The sequence below is a fragment of the Stenotrophomonas genospecies 3 genome (assembly GCF_054473855.1).
The window spans coordinates 262,663-281,912 of the sequence record NZ_JBTMUR010000002.1 but is presented as its reverse complement, the minus strand read 5'-3'; the positions used below and the strand labels follow the sequence as shown (position 1 = coordinate 281,912).

17 protein-coding genes are annotated in these 19,250 nt (G+C 66.7%); 12 read left to right on the top strand and 5 right to left on the bottom strand.

What is annotated here, in order from left to right:
• Window positions 1–92: 92 nt before the first annotated feature.
• Window positions 93–800: a CS1 fimbrial subunit B flags: Precursor gene (locus ACX9OT_RS03675; protein WP_240792068.1), complete on the bottom strand. Its 708-nt coding sequence runs from the start codon at window positions 798–800 to the stop codon at window positions 93–95.
• A 300-nt stretch (window positions 801–1,100) separates the two neighbouring features.
• On the opposite strand from ACX9OT_RS03675, the gene ACX9OT_RS03670 reads away from it, so the two are divergent.
• From ACX9OT_RS03670 to ACX9OT_RS03640, 7 genes are all read left to right on the top strand, one after another.
• Entirely contained in the window at window positions 1,101–1,403 is a 303-nt protein-coding gene (locus ACX9OT_RS03670; RefSeq protein WP_459000978.1) for an EF-hand domain-containing protein, read from the top strand.
• Window positions 1,404–1,686: 283 nt separating this feature from the next.
• On the top strand, window positions 1,687–1,986 hold the full coding sequence (locus tag ACX9OT_RS03665; protein WP_459000977.1) for a hypothetical protein: 300 nt from the start codon (window positions 1,687–1,689) through the stop codon (window positions 1,984–1,986).
• A 63-nt stretch (window positions 1,987–2,049) separates the two neighbouring features.
• On the top strand, window positions 2,050–4,809 hold the full coding sequence (gene mgtA / locus ACX9OT_RS03660) for a magnesium-translocating P-type ATPase (protein ID WP_459000976.1): 2,760 nt from the start codon (window positions 2,050–2,052) through the stop codon (window positions 4,807–4,809).
• Window positions 4,810–4,840: 31 nt separating this feature from the next.
• Window positions 4,841–5,578 carry an MgtC/SapB family protein gene (locus ACX9OT_RS03655; RefSeq protein ID WP_459000974.1) on the top strand — a complete coding sequence of 246 codons (738 nt, stop codon included), beginning with the start codon at window positions 4,841–4,843 and terminating at the stop codon, window positions 5,576–5,578.
• 253 nt (window positions 5,579–5,831) lie between these two features.
• Window positions 5,832–6,887 carry a sensor histidine kinase gene (locus ACX9OT_RS03650; protein WP_329810007.1) on the top strand — a complete coding sequence of 352 codons (1,056 nt, stop codon included), beginning with the start codon at window positions 5,832–5,834 and terminating at the stop codon, window positions 6,885–6,887.
• Window positions 6,880–7,521: a response regulator transcription factor gene (locus tag ACX9OT_RS03645; protein WP_049462638.1), complete on the top strand. Its 642-nt coding sequence runs from the start codon at window positions 6,880–6,882 to the stop codon at window positions 7,519–7,521. Before ACX9OT_RS03650 ends, ACX9OT_RS03645 begins: the two co-directional genes overlap by 8 nt.
• Window positions 7,518–8,063 (top strand): DUF1697 domain-containing protein, encoded by a 546-nt coding sequence (locus tag ACX9OT_RS03640; RefSeq protein WP_459000971.1) that lies wholly within the window; start codon window positions 7,518–7,520, stop codon window positions 8,061–8,063. Before ACX9OT_RS03645 ends, ACX9OT_RS03640 begins: the two co-directional genes overlap by 4 nt.
• Window positions 8,064–8,174: 111 nt before the next feature.
• Here ACX9OT_RS03640 and ACX9OT_RS03635 read toward each other — a convergent pair whose 3' ends face one another.
• Together ACX9OT_RS03635 and ACX9OT_RS03630 are read right to left on the bottom strand one after the other, a co-directional pair.
• A complete protein-coding gene (locus ACX9OT_RS03635; protein WP_189721140.1) occupies window positions 8,175–9,347 on the bottom strand; it encodes a low temperature requirement protein A in 1,173 nt (390 codons plus the stop codon).
• Between the two features lie 9 nt (window positions 9,348–9,356).
• Window positions 9,357–9,623, bottom strand: coding sequence for a hypothetical protein (locus tag ACX9OT_RS03630; RefSeq protein ID WP_458074712.1), 267 nt, complete (start codon window positions 9,621–9,623; stop codon window positions 9,357–9,359).
• 203 nt (window positions 9,624–9,826) lie between these two features.
• Between ACX9OT_RS03630 and ACX9OT_RS03625 the strand changes: the two genes are divergently transcribed.
• The 4 genes from ACX9OT_RS03625 to blaL1 all read left to right on the top strand — a co-directional run bounded on the left by ACX9OT_RS03625 (window position 9,827) and on the right by blaL1 (window position 14,668).
• Entirely contained in the window at window positions 9,827–10,351 is a 525-nt protein-coding gene (locus ACX9OT_RS03625) for an RNA polymerase sigma factor (protein ID WP_107433398.1), read from the top strand.
• On the top strand, window positions 10,348–11,199 hold the full coding sequence (locus ACX9OT_RS03620) for a FecR family protein (RefSeq protein WP_189721137.1): 852 nt from the start codon (window positions 10,348–10,350) through the stop codon (window positions 11,197–11,199). The genes ACX9OT_RS03625 and ACX9OT_RS03620 overlap by 4 nt, the downstream gene beginning before the upstream one ends.
• A gap of 71 nt (window positions 11,200–11,270) precedes the next feature.
• Entirely contained in the window at window positions 11,271–13,700 is a 2,430-nt protein-coding gene (locus ACX9OT_RS03615) for a TonB-dependent receptor (protein ID WP_459000968.1), read from the top strand.
• A 95-nt stretch (window positions 13,701–13,795) separates the two neighbouring features.
• Entirely contained in the window at window positions 13,796–14,668 is an 873-nt protein-coding gene (gene blaL1, locus ACX9OT_RS03610; protein WP_071229619.1) for a L1 family subclass B3 metallo-beta-lactamase, read from the top strand.
• Window positions 14,669–14,796: 128 nt separating this feature from the next.
• On the opposite strand, the gene ACX9OT_RS03605 is transcribed toward blaL1, so the two are convergent.
• Both ACX9OT_RS03605 and ACX9OT_RS03600 read right to left on the bottom strand, forming a co-directional pair.
• The gene (locus ACX9OT_RS03605; RefSeq protein WP_081352281.1) at window positions 14,797–15,336 is read right to left on the bottom strand and encodes a DUF411 domain-containing protein; all 540 of its coding nucleotides are present in this window, start codon (window positions 15,334–15,336) and stop codon (window positions 14,797–14,799) included.
• 477 nt (window positions 15,337–15,813) lie between these two features.
• On the bottom strand, window positions 15,814–18,099 hold the full coding sequence (locus ACX9OT_RS03600) for an FdhF/YdeP family oxidoreductase (RefSeq protein WP_459000966.1): 2,286 nt from the start codon (window positions 18,097–18,099) through the stop codon (window positions 15,814–15,816).
• Between the two features lie 243 nt (window positions 18,100–18,342).
• Here ACX9OT_RS03600 and fdhD point away from each other — a divergent pair, with 243 nt between their 5' ends.
• The gene (gene fdhD, locus ACX9OT_RS03595; protein WP_065723396.1) at window positions 18,343–19,182 is read left to right on the top strand and encodes a formate dehydrogenase accessory sulfurtransferase FdhD; all 840 of its coding nucleotides are present in this window, start codon (window positions 18,343–18,345) and stop codon (window positions 19,180–19,182) included.
• Window positions 19,183–19,250: the final 68 nt, after the last annotated feature.

The following is a 19,250-nucleotide window of genomic DNA, read 5'->3' as shown; positions in this document are numbered from 1 at the left end:
AGGGTAGGAATCAAGGTGCCAGGCAAGGGCAACGCCGTCCCAGCGGGCGCCTGACAGGCCCGTTCGGGACAAAACCATCGGTGGAAGCGGGCTTAACGGCGCGAGTCGATGCTGCGCTGGCTGTCGCCTTCGCGAAGCTCGAAACGCAGGTACTGATGCTCGGCGGCCTGCAGCGCGTAGCTGTTGCCGGGGCGTACATGGGCGATGATTCCCGGCGTGCAGGTATCGGGGTGGTTCCGCTCGCACTGGCGCAGATTGTCCAGCACCACGGTGGCATTGCCGCGATTGCGCACCTGCTGTTGTTCGATGAGCGTGTCGTAGTGCGGGTTCTCCGGCGCGACGAAGAAGATCGTGCCGTAGCCGGTGAATACGCGGATGGCCGAAGTGAGCTCCGCTGCCTCCCGGGCCTGCTCTTCGCTGAGCGAGAATTCCTCGGCTGTCGGCGCCACCGGGATGAAGCGCAACCGGTAGTAGCGCTCCTGGTCACGCGCACCGCGATACACCAGGCGTGTAGCCTGCTGTCCATTGCCTGCGATGATCAGGCGGCTGGGACTGGCGATGACCCCTTGCGCATCCGGCGTGTTGCGGACAAGCGCGGTGGTATCCACCGGCGTTTCGCTGGCCTTGCCGTCTGCATCGAAGTGCATCTGGGTGACTTCTACGCGCACATAGGCCGTGGCGTCGCCGGTATTGCGGATGCGCTTGAGAAGGTTGCTGTGCGTGGGTTGAAGATAGTCGAACAGTACGCCGACGTTGATCTGTGGGGTGGATGCGTGCGCGCTACCAGACAGAATGACCAACAGAATCAAAGTGAGAAGACGATGCATCGCGAGCCCGCGGGGAAAGGCGAGCGCGAATTTTCACGGCGGCGTCACAACCTCGACATACAAGAAGTTGCAAAAATCAAACATGTCCTACTCGTTTGAAAACATTCTTAGTCTGCCGCTCCTGGTCTGCAGGACCTGCACGCACGCGGTGAACGGCAACCAACTTGCCTGCACGCTTACCTGCATTCTTCGCAACCGGCTTACAGTCCCGCGCAGAAGATCCGGCCGTGGCCACCACAACGGTGGCCCGCACCTCTACTTCTGGAGCCTGTCATGACCGAGGTCCGCTATCTTCCCGTCGCCCTCACCCTTTGCGCGGGCCTGCTGCTCGGTGCGTGCTCCAAGGCCCAGGAAGCCAGCAAGGCCACCGCGGCCGAGGACGTAACCGAAGTGAAGCTGATTCCGTCCTATGAGTCGCTGGACAAGGACAAGGACGGCATCGTCACCCTGGCCGAAGTGGATGCCGTGGCACCCGACTGGGCCGAGCGCCTGCACGCCTGTGATACCGATCGCGACAAGACGCTCACATCCGCCGAATATGACGTCTGCAAGCAGACCACGCCGGCCGCCCATTGATCCGCGCCTTGGCACTTCGCGGGGTCTGGCTATACCAAGGTATAGCCGGGCTAACCCACGAGCCTCTAGGACTACCCCATTCAGGGGCGGACAATAGCGCCACTGGCCAGGGCAACCCTGGCTGGCTCCCTCCCCTCATGGAGACGCAGATGGACCCCGACCCTGCCGGGCGCACCGCGCCCCGTATGCCCGCCTGTTGCCTGTTCCTGGCGCCTGCCCGCCGGTCCCTGCCTGCCTGAGTGACGGGGGATCGCCAGGTGCCGCCTGCCTGGAGATCGCCCCCATGTCCTACAAGATCCTCTACATCACCCTGCGCCGCCTGATTGGTGAGCGCGATGTTGCCGCGCTGCGCAGCCAGCTGCTGCAGCACGGCCCGGTCATGTTCGCCCGTTCGCTGTCGCTCGGCTCGCCACGCGTGGTGGCCGACGCGATGTCGCTGCTGCCGATCAGCGAGCGCATCAATGTGCTGCGCCACCTGCCCTACCCGCTGCGCGATGCGATGAAGCCGCTGTGCATCGGTGGCAGCCAGCGCCTGCACATGCAGCCGTGGTCGCCGGCGGTGCTGGCGATGCGCCACGCCTGACCTGTTCCAACCGTTCCGTTCGTGTTCCGGCCGCGGCCGGCTCTGACATTCGAGGAGAGTCCCATGAGCCTGCTCAACGCCTGGTTCAATGCCTTCCTGCGCAGCCGTCGCGCAGGCAACCTGTTCCGCCGCCGTGCGATGCCCGAAGCCGGCTTCGGTCCGGGCAGCGCCGAGGCCGCGCCGTTCGCGCTCACCACCGGCCTGGTCACCCTCGCCCAGCAGGAGGAAGCCGAACTGCTGATCACACTGGAGTCGCATGCCGATGGCCTCAGCCCGCATGAGGCCGAGGAACGACTGGCCACGCTCGGCCCCAACGAGGTGGATCACCAAAAGCCGCTGCCGTGGTGGCGGCACCTGTGGCAGTGCTACCGCAATCCGTTCAACCTGCTGCTGACCGTGCTGGCGGCGGTGTCCTGGCTGACCGAGGACATCAAGGCCACCGTGGTGATTGGTGCGATGGTATTGCTGTCCACGCTGATCCGCTTCGTACAGGAGGGGCGTTCGAACCGTGCCGCCGAGCGGCTGAAGGCACTGGTCGGCAACACTGCGCGCGTGCTGCGCCGCAATCCCGGCACCGAGGCCGCCGATGTGGCCGACCAGTACTTCGGCGCGCACCTGCACAGCCGTCGCCCGGCACGCCTGCTGGACCTGCCGATCCGCGAGCTGGTGCCCGGCGACCACATCGTGCTGTCGGCCGGCGACATGATTCCGGCCGATTGCCGCGTACTGACCGCCAAGGACCTGTTCGTCGCCCAGGCCGCGATGACCGGCGAATCGCTGCCAGTGGAAAAGTTCGCGCACCCGGGCGACGGCCTGGCCGGCCTGCTGGAACAGCACAACCTGCTGTTCATGGGCACCAATGTGGTGTCCGGAACGGCCACCGCCGTGGTGCTGGCCACCGGCAACCGCACCTACTTCGGCACGTTGGCCCAGCGCAGCACCGCCACCGACCGTGCGCCGACCGCATTCCAGGCCGGCGTCAACAGTGTCAGCTGGCTGCTGATCCGCTTCGCGCTGGTGATGGTGCCGTTCGTGCTGCTGATCAACGGCTGGACCAAGGGTGACTGGACCGAGGCGTTTCTGTTCGCGCTGTCGGTGGCGGTGGGCCTGACGCCGGAGATGCTGCCGATGATCGTCACCTCCACCCTGGCCAAGGGTGCGGTACTGCTGTCGCGGCGCAAGGTGATCGTCAAGCGTCTGGATGCGATCCAGAACTTCGGCGCCATGGAAGTGCTGTGCACCGACAAGACCGGCACGCTCACCCAGGACAGGATCGCGCTGGAGCGCCACACCGATGTGTTCGGCCACGATTCGGAAGACGTACTGAAGTTCGCCTACCTCAACAGCCACTTCCAGACCGGGCTGATCAACCTCCTGGACCGCGCGGTGCTGGAACACGTGGAGCTGCAGAGCTCGCTGCGGCTGTCGCAGGACTACCACAAGGTGGACGAGATTCCGTTCGACTTCGAGCGCCGCCGCATGTCGGTGGTGGTGTCCGAGCGCGAGGACCACCACGAGCTGATCTGCAAGGGCGCGGTGGAAGAAATGCTGGCGGTATGCAGTACCGTTCGCGAGAACGGCCAGGACATGCCACTGGACGAGCACCGCCTGGCCCGCGTGCGGCAGACCACCGAGGAACTGAACGAACAGGGCCTGCGCGTGGTGGCGGTGGCGATGAAGGAGACCGCTGCCAGCCAGACCACCTATTCGCAGGCCGACGAATGTGGGCTGACCCTGGTCGGCTACGTGGCCTTCCTGGACCCGCCGAAGGAGTCTGCTGCGCAGGCGCTGCAGGCGCTGACCGCACACGGTGTCGAGGTCAAGGTCTTCACTGGCGACAACGAACTGGTGACCGCCCGTGTCTGCGCACAGGTGGGGCTGGACGCGGACACCATCCTGACCGGCCCGCAGATCGAGCGCATGGATGACGGCGCGCTGTCGCGGGCGTTGCACCATCACCGTGTGTTTGCCCGATTGACACCACTACACAAGGAGCGCCTGGTACGCCAGCTACGCGCACAGGGCAAGGTGGTCGGTTTCCTCGGCGACGGCATCAACGATGCACCGGCGCTGCGCGCGGCCGACATCGGCATCAGCGTGGACAGCGCGGTGGACATCGCCAAGGAGGCCGCCGACATCATCCTGCTGGAAAAGAACCTGATGGTGCTGGAGGAAGGTGTCATCCAGGGCCGGCGCACGTTCAACAACATGCTGAAGTACATCCGCATGACCGCCAGCTCCAACTTCGGCAACGTGTTCTCGGTGCTGGTGGCCTCGGCCTTCCTGCCGTTCCTGCCGATGCTGCCACTGCAGCTGCTGGTGCAGAACCTGCTGTACGACTTCTCGCAGATCGCCATTCCGTTCGACAACGTGGACGAGGAGCTGGTGCGCAAGCCGCTGAAGTGGAACCCGGCAGACATTGGGCGCTTCATGGTGTTCTTCGGACCGATCAGCTCGATCTTCGACCTGAGCTGCTTCGCGCTGATGTGGTACGTGTTCGATGCGCGCACACCGGCCGACCAGGGCCTGTTCCAGTCCGGCTGGTTCGTGGTCGGTCTGCTGACCCAGACCCTGATCGTGCACATGATCCGTACACCGAAGGTGCCGTTCCTGCAGAGCATCGCCGCGCCGCCGCTGCTGGTGATGACCGGCCTGATCATGGCCATCGGCGTGGCCCTGCCGATGAGCCCGCTGGCGGGTTACTTCAAGCTGCAGGCCCTGCCGACCGGCTACTGGCCGTTCCTGGTGGCGATCCTGTTCGGCTACGCGGTGCTGACCACCGTGCTGAAGAAGATCTACATCCGTCGCTACGGCTGGCAGTAAGCGCCCGCCGCCTGGTCCAGGGAGAAACACAATGGACATCAATCCGAACCTGCCGGCGTTCACCGCCGGCGCAACCCTGAGCTCGCTGATCAGCCTGTCGGTGGCGTTCGTGCTTGGCACCGTCATCGGCCTGGAGCGGCAGCTGCGCCAACGCACCGCCGGTCTGCGCACCAATACCCTGGTGGCGGTGGGCGCGGCAGTGTTCGTGGACCTGGCCGTGCGCTTCCACGACCTGTACGGCGGTCCGCCGTCGCCACTGCACGTGGTGGCCTATGTGATCTCCGGTGTGGGCTTCCTCGGTGCCGGTGCGATCATGAAGGACGGCGCCCAGGTGTCTGGCCTCAATACCGCCGCCACCCTGTGGGGCTCGGCGGCGGTGGGTGCCTGCGCGGGTATCAAGCTGCTGCCGGAGGCGGTGCTGGCGGCCGTGTTCGTGCTGGCCGCCAATACCCTGCTGCGGCCGGTGGTGAACCGCATCCAGCGGCAGCCGCTGCCGGAGGCGTTCAGCGAAGCAACCTATGCGATCAACGTGGTCTGCCAGCGCGAGCAGCAGGCCGAGGTGCTGGATCAGCTGTTGCTGCTGCTGGAACAGGCGCACTACCCGGTGCGCGCGGTGGACCAGCGCCCATTCGGCGAACGCGACGTGGAGATCGAGGCGGTTCTGTATGCCACCACGGTGGATGCCGGTGAACTGGATGCGGTACTGGCCACGCTGGCGACCACCCCCGGCGTGCTGCAGGGGTTCTGGAACGCCAGCCTGGAGGAGTAGTGCCGGCCGCTGGCCGGCAACATCGTGCACCGCTTGGTAGGTGCCGACCTTGGTCGGCACAGACCCGGGTAGTGCCGGCCGCTGGCCGGCAACCTCATGAACTCCGGGACGATCCTGCAGCTGCCGGCCAGCGGCCGGCACTACCAGGCATCGCTTTGGTGGGTGCCGACCGCACAGGAGCACGCCAAGCACGGTCGGCACCTGCCAGAGGCAGCTTTGCTATCCTTTCCCCCCACGCCCGGGAGCCGTTCCGATGCCATCGCTGTCGCCCCGCCGCCCGCTGGTGCTGCTGGCCCTGATCGTCGTGATGGCGGCGATCTTCCTGATCGATACCGTCACCGATTACGCCGTGGCGGCGGCCTGCTTCTACGCAGCGGTCATCCTCGCGGCATCGCGCGTACTCGCCGCGCGCGGGCTGATCAGCCTGGCCATCGCCTGCATCGCACTCACCGCCCTGAGCTTCTTCCTCACCCGCTTCGGCACCTACCGCATCGGCCTGGTCAATTCGGTGATCGGCATGCTGGTGATCGGCATCACCACCTACCTGGCGTTGAAGATGGAAGCGGCCAAAGCCGCAGTGCAGGAGGCACAGGGCCGCCTGCTGCGAGTGGCGCGCGCATCGACCGTGGGCGAGCTGACCACCTCCATCGCACATGAAGTGAACCAGCCGCTGGCGGCCATCGCCAGCAGCGCCGAAGCCTGCCAGCGCTGGCTGGCACAGGACCCACCGAACGTGGACAAGGCACGGCAGACCGTGGCCCGCATCCTGGCCGACGCGCACCGCGCCGGTGACGTGATCGCCCGTATCCGCGGCCTGACCCAGGGTGCTGCACCGGAACGACGCGCGTTTGACCTGAACCAGGCGGTGGAGGAAATGCTGGCGCTGTCGCGCAGCGAGCTGGACCAGCACGGCGTGGCCGTGGCCCTGCTGCTCGATGCCGACCTGCCGCTGGTGCAAGCCGATCGCGTGCAGGTGCAGCAGGTGATCGGCAACCTGATCCTCAATGCGGTGGACGCGATGGAAGCAGTGCCGGCTGCCGATCGACGCCTGTCCCTGTTGACCCAACGCGACGGACAGCGGATCAGCCTCAGTGTGCGTGACCGCGGTGTCGGCTTGCCAATCGACCATCCTGAGCGTGTGTTCGATGCGTTCTGGACCACCAAATCACACGGGCTGGGTCTCGGTCTCAGCCTGAGCCGTTCGATGATCGAGGCCAACGACGGCCAGATCCGCGCTGAGCGGCCGGCAGGTGGCGGCGCCTGCTTTGTGTTCGACCTGCCCATCGCCACGGAACGCCCTCATGCGTAAGCCCGCTGCACCCGCCGCCGATCCAGCGCCCATCGTCTACGTGATCGACGACGATCCGTCGGTGCGCGCCGCGTTGGAAGACCTGCTGGCCTCGATGGGTCTGCAGGTGCGGGCCTTCGCCTCCACCCAGGCGTTCCTCGAACATGAGCTGGAAGATGCGCCGGCCTGCCTGGTGCTGGACGTACGCATGCCGGGCCAGAGCGGGCTGGAGTTCCATCGCACGATGGGCAGCCACGGCCTGCAGCTGCCGGTGGTGTTCATCACCGGCCACGGCGACATCGCGATGGGTGTCAATGCGATCAAGGACGGCGCCATCGAGTTCCTGACCAAGCCGTTCCGTGACCAGGAACTGCTGGATGCGATCCACAAAGGCATCGAGATCGACCGCCAGCGCCGCCGTGACGGCGAGGCACTCGATGCCCTGCAGCAGCGCTGGAACACCCTCAACGCCGGCGAGCGCGAGGTGGTCGACGGTGTGGTGCGTGGCCGCCTCAACAAGCAGATCGCCGGCGATCTCGGCGTCAGCGAGATCACGGTGAAAGTGCGCCGCGCGCAGGTGATGCGCAAGATGGGGGCGCGTACGCTGGTCGACCTGGTGCGGATGTACGACCGCCTGCAGGCAGGTTCCCCATGAGCGTGCATGTCGCACTGCTGCGAGCAGTCAATGTCGGAGGTACCGGCAAGCTGCCGATGGTTGAACTGGTGGCGATGTGCGAAGACGCCGGCTTCACCGACGTGCGCACCTATATCGCCAGCGGCAACGTGGTGTTCCGCAGCGGACTTGACGAAGCCGGCGTGCGGAAAGCCCTTGGCCAACGGCTGCAGGCCTATGCAGGAAAACCGGTGGGTGTACTGGTGCGCTCGGCAGCCGAGATCGCAGCGGTTGCCGCCGGCAATCCGTTTCCGCATGCCGCCGGCAATCGCGTGGTCGCGCTGTTCGTGGATGAGGCACTGCCCACTGATCCCTTGGCCGGGGTGACCGGCCTGCGCGATGAGCAGCTGGCGCTGGGTACCCGCGAGATCTTCGTCCACTATGGCGACGGCATGGCCGACTCACGCCTGCGGATTCCCTATGCCCAGCAAGGCACCGCCCGCAACCTCAACACGGTCGGCAAGCTTGCGGCAATGGCCGCCGCGCTCGGCCAGGCCACCTCAGGCGGTAGAGGGCGGCGGTAGCGTCGACTGTCAGTCGACTATCGCGCGCAGCGCTGGATTTTCCACAACCTTGTGTAAGAGCAGTCGACCAACAGTCGACTCTACCCGGCACAGGCTGGATACCGGACAAGATCACGCCCGTTGCAGGCGGTGCTTCAACCGCGTATCCATCAATCCCACCGCCAGCAGCACCGCGCTGGTCAACCAGCCAGCGGTCAGCAGATGGGTCTGCGGCAATACGAAACCCATCACACCCAGTGCCACTGCACCGATCAGATGCGAGTACGGTGCGCGCCCGTACACCACCCGCTTGTACAGCGCGCTGCCCAGCAGGTAGATCAACGGGCCGGCCACCAGCACGGCCGCATACACCGGCGTCACCGCAGCGTGCGGGTGGTCCATGACCAGGTCATTGCCCACCGCCGTAGCGATGATCCCGGCGATCAGCAGCGCATGCACGTAGTGGAAGTTGGCGCCCATCCGCCCGGGGTCTTCAGCATGGCTGATGGCCTCGGTGGCATCGCGGCTGGAGATGCCGAAGTACAGCCACCACATGGCGATCGTACCGGCGAAGGTGGCGAGCACTGCGGACACCACCGCCCCACTCCACTGTTCGACCTCGCTGAGCACGCCACCGGTGGCCAGCAACGTCTCGCCCAGTGCGACGATGACGAACAGCTGGCAGCGCTCGGCCAGGTGCCCACCTTCGATGGTCCACTCGCGGGTGTGCGAACGGCCCAGCCCCGGGAACGCGAAGCCGAACATCGGTGAGACGTATTCGCAGGCCACCGCCACCGCCCACAGCGCCAACCGCGTATTGCCCTCGGATGCCGCACCTGCCAGCCAGAAGCAGGCCGACACGCTCACCCAGGCCAGCATGCGACGGAAGTTCGGTGCCAGTGGATGCCTGCGACCGACCTCGAGCAACACGAAGGCGGTGCGCCCGACCTGCATGGTGGCGTAGGCTCCGGCGAACACCCAGGCGCGGTCAGCGAACGCCTCGGGAATGGACGAGGACATCAACAAGGCCAGCAGCATGGTGGCAAACAGCAGGCCACGGATGCGCGGTGCCTCCGGATCGAACCAGTTGCTGACCCAGCAGGCGTACTGCCAGCCCAGCCACACCGCAAACCACAGCACCAGGGTCTGCAGCACGCCGGCCAGATCCAGGTGGTGCAGCAGGTGGTGGCTGAGCTGGGTGACCGCGAACACGTAGACCAGGTCGAAGAACAGCTCTTCGTAGGTCACCCGTGCGTGGTGACCATCGCGCTGGCGCAGGGCCGGCAATCGCAGTCGTGTGCTCATGGCTTTCCTTCAGCGCGCCAGGCGCCAGTAGAGCAGACCGGCCAGCAGGGCCGGCACCGCGAACACCAGCAGCAGGATCGGCAGCTCCTCGCGTATCCCGTAGCCGGCCCTGCTGACGCCCACCCACAGGTTGGCCACCGTCACCAGCAGCCAGGTGGCAATGAACGCGATCAGGGCCGTGGGCAGCTGTGAGGTGCCCACGCTCCACAGCCGCCCGAACAGCAGGAACACCCCAAGCAGCACGACGCCACCCACCATCACCAGAAGCACATGCATGGTCCACCTCCTTGAGCCTGCAGGCAGGCTAGCCGTGGCCGATTCTGCGCTCCAGCCGATGATCGTGGATTCACTTTCCAGGCGCGGCGAACAATCGCCCTGATGATCGCGGCATGGCAAACGAGAACAGTTCCCATTAGTATTGCGTCATTGCGCAGGGATGACCTCCCGGCACCCGCCTTTCACCCTTGCTGCCCGTCCGGATGTCCCAGCCGACACTTCCCCGCCCACCTGCGCTGCCGCTGGTGACCTCGCTGGTGCGCCACTACGAGGAACTGGTGGACTACCTGCATCGCCGGTTCCGCTCGCCCGGGCTGGCCCGCGAAGTGGTGCACGATGTCTGTGTGCGCCTGCTGGAACGCCCGGCCGCGCATGACGCCCGCCAACCGATCGCGCTGCTGCGCAGGATCGCCCACGATGCGGCGGTCGACCGCTGCCGCGCCGAGGACCTGCGCCGGCACTGGGTGGAGCCCCGCGCCGAGCTTCCCGAAGGCGCCTGTGAGCGCCCCGGACCCGAGCGCCAGGCGCAGGGCCAGCAGGCGCTGCAGCGGCTGACTACCAGCATCGAGCGCATGCCCTGCCGGCGGCAGCAGGTGTTCATCCTGCACAAGATCCACGAGCTGCCCCAGGCCGAGGTGGCGCAGCGGATGGGCATCGGCCTGAAGGCGGTGGAACGTCATCTGCGCCTGGCCATGGCCGACTGCCAGCTGCACGGTGCGCTGCGGTGAGTCCTGTATCACCCGATCCGGCACCGCCGTCGGCGCCCGCCGAACCGTCCGCCGAGGACATGCTCGACCAACACCGGGAGGCACTGAAGGAGCGTTTCCCGTTGCCAGGCCCGGAGCAGTTGCAGCGGCGGCGCGGCGGATCTGGCGCGAAACGGGTACTGCCGGTGCTGTTGCTGGCGGCTGCCGCGCTGCTGCTGGCCGACCCGGCCTGGCAGGTGCGTGACTACCAGACCGCCGTCGGCGAGCGCCGCGACATCGAGCTGCCGGACGGCAGCCGCGTGCTGCTCGACGCGGGAACCCACCTGCAGGTCCGTCGCCATCTGCGTTCGCGGCAGGTGCTGCTGGCGCAGGGCCATGCGCGCTTCGAGGTGCAGCATTCGGCGTGGCGCCGCTTCCAGGTCGATGCCGGGCCGGTACAGGTACGCAACTACGGCACGGTGTTCGATGTTGACCGCCAGGGCGATCTCAGCGAGGTCACGCTGTGGCGCGGCGAGGTCGGTGTCAGCGTGGATGGCGGCGGCACCGAGCAGCGGCTGAAACCGGGGCAGCGCCTGCTGGCCCAGCCGGGGTCGCTGTCTCCTCCGGAAGCCGTGGATCCGGACCGGGCCGACTGGACCACCGGCCGGCTGCAGTTCGACCGCATGCCACTGAGCGAGGTGCTGCGCATCCTGCAGCGCTATCACGACCGTCCGATCGTGCTGGACGACCCGGCACTGGGTCCGCTGCAGGTGTCGGGTGTGTTCGATGCCGATCGTGCCGAGACGGCGGTCGCGCTGTTGCCGGAGATCCTGCCGGTCCAGGTGCATACCGCCGCCGACGGCAGCCTGCATCTGCGCGCCCGCGATTGATTGCCACGCCGAGGGTGGGTTGCGCGCCGTCCCATCCGGCAAGTGCTTGAACCCTTCCGAAGGACCCCCGCATGACCCGCCCTGTTCCGCCCGCCGCGCTGCGCCGGCTGGCCCCCACCCTGCTCGCCGCCTGCCTGTGTGCGGCGCTGCCCGCCACCGCGCAGACCGCTGCGTCCGCACCCGTCGAACTGCACCTGCCGGCCGGCCCGCTGCAAACTTCGCTCAACTCGCTGGCGCGGCAGAGTGGCATCCAGCTGCTGTTCGCGGCCGACAGCGTGAGCGGCCGCAACGCGCCCGCCCTCGACGGCCGCTACACCCCGCACGACGCCCTGCAGCGCCTGCTGGCCGGGCAAGGCCTGGCGATGCAGGAGCGCTCGCCGGGGGTGTTCGTGGTGAGTGCCGCGCCGGCACCCCCCAAACCCCGCGCTCCGGCCCGGGCCGCGTCATCGGCAGCGTCCCCGGCCACGACCACTTCACTGGCCCGCGTCACGGTATCGGCCTCGACCGCGCGCATGCCGCAGGGCGAGACCGCGATGCCCAACACCATCACCGTGCTGACCCGCGAGGACATCGCGCAGCAGCTGGCGCTGGGCTCGGATGTCTCGCGCGTACTCTCGTCACAGATCCCGGCGTTTGCCCCGGCGCGCGAGAAGATGTCCAACTACGGCGAAACCATGCGTGGCCGCGGCATCCTGTACATGGTCGACGGCGTGCCGCAGTCGACGCCGCTGCGCGATGGCTCACGTGATTCGCACACCATCGATCCGGCGATGATCGAACGCATCGAGGTCATCCACGGTGCCAACGCACTGCAGGGCATCGGCGGTACCGGTGGCATCGTCAACATCATCACCCGCAGCGCGCCCAGCGAGCCGGGCGCCTTCCTGCTCGATACCAACATCAGCTACAGCTCGGCGCTGCCCAGCCGCCGTGATGACAACGGCCAGCGCGGCTCGGCACTGGTCGGCGTGCGCGGCGAGCAGTTCGATCTGGTGGCCGGCCTGGCCTATGAGAAGCAAGGCCTGTACCACGACGGCGAGGGCCGTTCGATCGGTACCAACGCCCAGGGCGAACTGATGGATTCGACCTCGTCGAACGTGTTCGCCAAGCTGGGCTGGAACATTGCCGAGGGCCACCGCCTGCAGCTGATGGCCAACCGCTACGAGCTGCGCGGGCTGGACAACTACCTGGCGGTGAACGGTGATTACCGCACCGGTCGCCCGACCATTTCGGTGCCCGGCGATACCCCGTTGGAGCCGCCGATGAACCGCTCGCGTTCGTTGACGCTGGACTACAGCGCCGCCGATCTGCTCGGTGGCCGCTTCCAGGCGCAGGCCTTCGCGGTGGACTTCGAAGGCCGCTATGGCGCCAGCCAGTGGGACCCTTGGGGCAACACCGGCGCCAACGCCGCCTGGGACCAGACCCAGAACGAATCGGACAAGCGCGGCTTCAAGCTGACCCAGAGCTGGGCCCGCATCGCCGACACCACGCTGGACGTGACCCTGGGCCTGGACGGCCTGCGCGACCGCACTCACCAGGTGCTGCTGGCCAGCGGCATGAACTGGGTACCGCAGACCACCTACCAGAGCCTGTCGCCACTGCTGCAGTTGCACTGGTGGCCAACCGACCATCTGATGCTGTCCGGCGGCCTGCGCTACGAAAAGGGCGAGCTGGACGTGGGCGACTACACCACCCTGCCGCGCTATGGCGCGCGCAAGGTGGCCGGCGGCAAGCCGACCATGAGCGAGACCCTGCCCAACTTCGGCGCGGTCTGGTACATCAACGATCGCCTCAATGCCTACGCCTCGTATTCGGAAGGCTACACCGTGGCCGACGTCGGTCGCGTACTGCGTGCGATCAACCGCGACGGCCAGCGCGTTGACAATCTGATTGACCTGTCACCGGTGGTGTCGGACAACCGCGAGATCGGCCTGGAGTACGACGATGGTCGTTTCAGCGGTGACATCGCCTACTACACCTCCGAATCCAAGCTCGGCTCGGTGCTGATCTACGATCCGGGCATCGACGCCTATGCGGTGCAGCGCCAGGCCACCCGCGTGGAAGGATTCGAAAGCAACCTGCGCCTGCGCCTGGGCGACAGCCGGCTGGGCCTGGGTTATGCACGCGCCAACGGTCGCTACGACGCCAACGTCGATGGGCGTCTCGACAGCGATCTAGCTGGCGTCAACATCGCGCCAAACCGGCTGACAGCGTTCTGGGAACAGAACTGGACGCCGCAGCTGAGCACCCGCCTGCAGGCCAGCCATGCCTTCGACCGCGACTTCGACCTGCAGGGGACACGCGTGGCCGAGTTCAAGGGCTACACCACGGTGGATCTGGTCGCACGCTATGCGCTGGACAAGCACGCCTTCACGCTGGGCGTGCAGAACCTGACGAACAAGCAGTACATCAGCTACTACTCGCAGACCACGCCGTCGAACCCGAGCTATTTCTCGGGCCGTGGCCGGGTGGTGACGCTGGGGTGGCAGTACCGGTACTGATCCATGGCGCCCTTATGGGAGCCATGAAATCTATGCGCGACGCGATGAAGGAGGCCCATGCTAGTTTCTGGGCCTCCTTCAAACGGACGTGAACCATGCGTTTTTCCCCGCTCGCCTTCGCCCTGGTCACTGCTCTCCCGATCGCGCACGCCAGTGGCGCCGAGACACCACTGCCGCAGCTGCGGGCCTACACCGTGGACGCCTCGTGGCTGCAGCCGATGGCACCGCTGCAGATTGCCGACCACACCTGGCAGATCGGCACGCAGGACCTGACCGCCCTGCTGGTGCAGACCGCTGACGGCGCGGTACTGCTCGACGGCGGCATGCCACAGATGGCCGGCCACCTCATCAGCAACATGAAGGCGCGCGGCGTGGCCCCGCAGGACCTGCGGTTGATCCTGCTTAGCCATGCACACGCCGACCATGCCGGGCCGGTGGCGGAGCTGAAGCGCCGTACGGGCGCCAAAGTAGCGGCCAACGCCGAATCGGCGGTGCTGCTGGCGCGCGGTGGCAGCGACGATCTGCACTTCGGCGATGGCATCACCTACCCGCCTGCCAGTGCAGACCGCATCGTGATGGATGGCGAGGTGGTCGAGGTGGGCGGCATCGAATTCACAGCCCACTTCATGCCCGGGCACACCCCGGGCAGCACCGCGTGGACCTGGAGCGATACCCGCGAGGGCAAGCCGGTGCGCATCGCCTACGCCGACAGCCTGAGTGCACCGGGCTACCAGCTGCAGGGCAATGCGCGCTATCCGCGCCTGGTCGATGACTACAAACGCAGCTTCGCGACGGTGCGGGCGTTGCCCTGTGACGTGTTGCTGACCCCTCATCCGGGTGCCAGCAACTGGGACTACGCCTCCGGCAGCAAGGCCAGCGCCAAGGCACTGACCTGCAAGGCCTACGCGGATGCGGCCGAACAGAAGTTCGACGCACAGCTGGCCAAGGAAACAGCCGGGGCCCGCTGATTCTGTAGAGTCGAGCTTGCTCGACTGAAGCAGAGCAGTCGAGCATGGCTCGACTCTACAAAGAGCATGCCGAGGGTGGGCTCGGCTCTCCGAGGGGTGCCGGTCAGGACGACCGGCACCGCCGCCTGTCAGCCGCCCTGGCCGTGCTGCGCGAACGGCTCGGTGGTGCCATCGTTGCGCACCAGTTCAACGGTGTACGGCTGCACGTAGCCGTCCGGCATTTCCATGCCCGGCGAGCCGGCCGGCATGCCCGGCAACACCAGGCCGCGCGCTGCCGGCCGCTCCGCCAGCAGTCGCTTGATGTCCTCGGCCGGGATATGGCCTTCAACCACGTAGCCACCGATCTCGGCGGTGTGGCAGGACGCCTTGCCGACCGGCACACCCAGCCGGACCTTGATCGGGTTCATGTCATCGGTATCGCGAACATCCACCTGGAAGCCTTCGGCCTTCAGGTGGTCGACCCAGATACCGCAGCAGCCGCAGCTGGCGGTCTTGTGCACGATGGCGATGGGCAGTGCCGGATCCACCTGCGACGGGCTGGCCTTGATCGGTGCCGGCGGGGCTTGGCTGGCAACCGGCGCAGCAGGCGATTCTTCGGCAGCACGCGCGCAGGCGGTGGTGGCCAGCACGGTGCCCAGCAGCAGGCCGAGGGAGAGAGAACGGTTCATGGTGTTGATTCCTTTGCAGATGCGGGCAACGCGGCCCGCTGCCTGCGCACCGAAGGCACAGGCAGAGTCGAGAATGAGTCGAGCAGCTACGGCAGGCGCTTGAGGCCTGCAGGGAATCACACGATGGGCGGCCGTAGCGGATCCGGCAACGGCGGCGGTGCGCGTTGCTGGGTGCTGGCTGGCAAAGGCGCCTCACGCCAGGGTGACGCTGGCGTTCCGCTCAGGGTGGCCAGCATGCCGAGGCTGGCCGGCGGGCATTCGCACTCATTGCTCTGGCAGACCGTTGATGCTGCCTCGTCGCAACATCCGGCCATGGCCGCCGAATGCGGTGCGGCGCAATGGTCCGCGCTGGACTGCGCCGCGTACGAGAATGAGGCAATCGCAAGCGCCGGTGCATTCAGCACCAGGGCAACAAGCATCATCCATCGCAGCAGCAGGCCAGGCAGGTTCACCCGCTGATGATAGCCGATGCGCACGTCACGCAATCACCGCCACCATTGCGCTCATCCGCACCGGGATCGACTTGGCCGCTGGGGTACCGCTGACTCGATCGTAGTAGTCCAGCGGCAACAACGGGTTCAGTTCCGGGTAGTAACCAGCCAGGGCGCCGCGCGGCATCGGGTAGTCCAGTACGGTCAGGCCCTCGATGCGCCGCTGCACGCCATCACCGCTGATGGTCTCCAGGCTGACCAGCGCCTCCTTCTCCAGCCCGCGCGCCAGCCGGTCCTCGATGTTCATGAACAGCACCATGCGATCGTTGTACACGCCGCGGTAGCGGTCGTTGTAGCTGTAGATGGTGGTGTTGTACTGATCGTGCGAGCGCACCGTGGCCAACCGCAGCATCCCGGGGTCGTCCACCGGCGCGTCCACGTCCAGGCCCGGCATCACCAGGATGTTGGCCTTGCCATTCGGCGTGGGCCACACCCGGCGGCGCGGCGGAATGTCCAGGTGGAAGCCGTGCGGCTGCTGGATCCGCTCGTTGAAGCCGGTGTAGATCTCCGGATACACCGCCGCAATCAGCTCGCGGATGGATGCGTAGTCATGCATGCACCCCGCCCAGTCGACCTTGCTGTGCGGCAATGTTGCCAGCGCCATGCGACAGACGATCTCGACCTCCGGGAGCACGTCCGTGCTGACCGGCTCGAGCACGCCGCGCGAAGCGGTCACGTTCGACATCGCGTCTTCGATAGTGACGAACTGCTCGCCGGCAGGCGTAACGATGCGCTCCGAACGTGCGACCACCGGCAGGATCAAGGCATCGCGGCCATGCACCAGGTGACCGCGATTGAGCTTGGTGGCGATGCCCACCGTCAGCTCCAGGCCGCGCATGGCCTCGTACGCGCGCGGCGTATCGGGCACGGCGTGGATGAAGTTGCCGCCCATACCGATGAACACCTTGGCGCTGCCGTCCAGCATCGCCTCGATCGATTCGACCACGTGATGACCGTGCTCGCGCGGCGGATCGAAGCCGAACACCTGCTGCACGCGGTCCAGATAGGCCGGCTTGGGTTTCTCGTCGATGCCGACGGTACGGTCGCCCTGCACGTTGGAATGGCCACGGATCGGCCCGATACCGGCACCGGGCTTGCCGAAGTTGCCACGCAGCAACAGCAGGTTGGCCACCTGCTGCAGCAGGGTCGAACCATACTGATGCTGCGTCAGGCCCATGCCATAGCAGATCACCGTGGCCTTGGAGCGGATGTAGATCTCGGCGCAGCGACGGATCTGCGCCTGGGTGATGCCGGAGACCTCCACGATCTCGTCCCAGTCCTGCGCCAGCACGTCTTCGCGTAGCGCCTCCAGGCCCACCGTGTGTTCTGACAGGAACTCATGGTCGAGCACGCGCTCACCCTGCGCCTCGCGTTCGAACATCACCTTCATCATGCCCTTGATCAGGGCCAGGTCGCCGCCGATGCGGATGTGCACGAACTCGCTGGTGATCTCGGTCGAACCGAACGTGGCCATCTGCACCACATCCTGCGGCTCGGCGAAACGGATCAACGCACGCTCGGGCATCGGATTGACCGCTACGATCGGGATGCCGCGTTTGCGCGCCTCGACCAGGTTGCTCATCATCCGCGGCGAATTGGTGCCGGTGTTCTGGCCGATCACGAAGATCGCCTCGGCGTGCTCGAAATCCTGCAGCACGATGGTGCCCTTGCCCACGCCGATGGCCGGCGGCAGGCCGCGACTGGTCGGCTCGTGGCACATGTTCGAGCAGTCCGGGAAATTGTTGGTGCCGAATTCGCGCACGAAGATCGAATACAGGAACGCGGCTTCGTTGGGTGTACGGCCGGAGGTGTAGAACTCGGCCTGGTGCGGGCTGTCCAGCGCCTGCAGATGATGGCCGATCAAGGCAAACGCCTCATCCCAACTGCACGGCACGTAATGATCGGTGGACGCGTCGTAGCGCATCGGCTCGGTCAGCCGGCCCTGCATCTCCAGCCAGTAGTCGGTCTGCGCCATCAGCTCGGTGACCGTGTGCTGGGCGAACAGCTCGCGGCCAGCACGGAACTGGGTGGCTTCCCAGGCCAGCGCCTTGGCGCCGTTCTCGCAGAATTCCAGTTTCTTGCGCTCATCGGCATCGGGGAACGCACAGCTGGGGCACTTGAAGCCGCCGGGCTGGTTCATCGCCAGCAGCGCCTTCGACCCCTTGCCGATCACGCTCTGCTGCAGCAGCACCTTGGCCGTGGCGCCGGCGGCACCCCAGCCACCGGCCGGCTGGTTGTAGGGCTTGTAACGCGGCGGCTTCTGCTCGGACATGTTCGGGAACCTGGCGGGAGGAACACAACAATCAACGGCGCGAGACGGGCCGGATGCGGCCTCTGCAGCGCGGCCAGCCCCGCAGTCAAGCACGGACAAGGCCGCTTCGCCAGAGGCAGACGCTGTTTTCAGCGCAGCCTGCCATGACAACGGTTACACCCGCGTCAGCGCCCGGCCACTGCGCTATTCTCGAAGCCGTGGGTGGTCCACCACCTGCGTATTTCCCTTGCCCGGACGCGCTGCATGCCTGACTCGACCCCGCCGCACATCCCGCCTGCCGGTACGGCGCAGCGCCCGTTGCAGCGCTGGCGCAGCGAGGGGCACCAGCAGCAGGTCGACGTGGTGGCCGAGGAAGTGCCGGTTGCACTGCGCTACAACGGCGCCGCCTTCGCGGTGATGATGGCCACGCCCTGCGACCTGGAAGACTTCGCGCTGGGTTTCTCGCTCAGCGAGGGACTGATCACTGCGCCCTCGCAACTGCTGTCGATCGAGGTCCGCCCGCAGCTGGAGGGCATCGAACTGCAGATGACCGTTTCCGAAGACGCACCCGGTGCCGATCTGGATCCGGCCAATGGCCGCCTGCTGCCCGGTCGCGGTGGCTGCGGCCTGTGCGGCACGCGCCAGCTGGAGGATGTGCTGCGCCCGCTGCCGCAGATCCGCGAGCGCCGCACCTATCCTCATGCCGCGTTGCAGCGGGCGCTGGCCACGCTGGCGCAGCATCAGCCGATGAATGCGGTGAGTGGATCGACGCACGCCGCGGCCTGGGCCGATGCCAGCGGGCGCATCGGCTGGGTGCGCGAGGATGTGGGCCGTCACAATGCGTTGGACAAACTGATCGGCGCCCTCCATCACAACGAGCACGCCATCGACGGTGGGTTGCTGGTGATTTCCAGCCGCGCCAGCTATGAGATGGTCAGCAAGGCGATACGTGCGGGTGCCAGCGTGCTGGCAGCGGTGTCTGCGCCGACCGCGCTGGCGATCGACCTGGCTCGCAGTGCCGGACTGTGCCTGGTCGGATTCGCGCGGGAGAGCGGGTTCAATGTGTATACGCACCCCGAGCGGCTGCAGGCGGACGACAGGTAGCGCCGATCACCCCGTCTGCTCCCTTTCGACCGGCCCGGGCGGCCCATTGCCACCCGGGCCAGACCGTA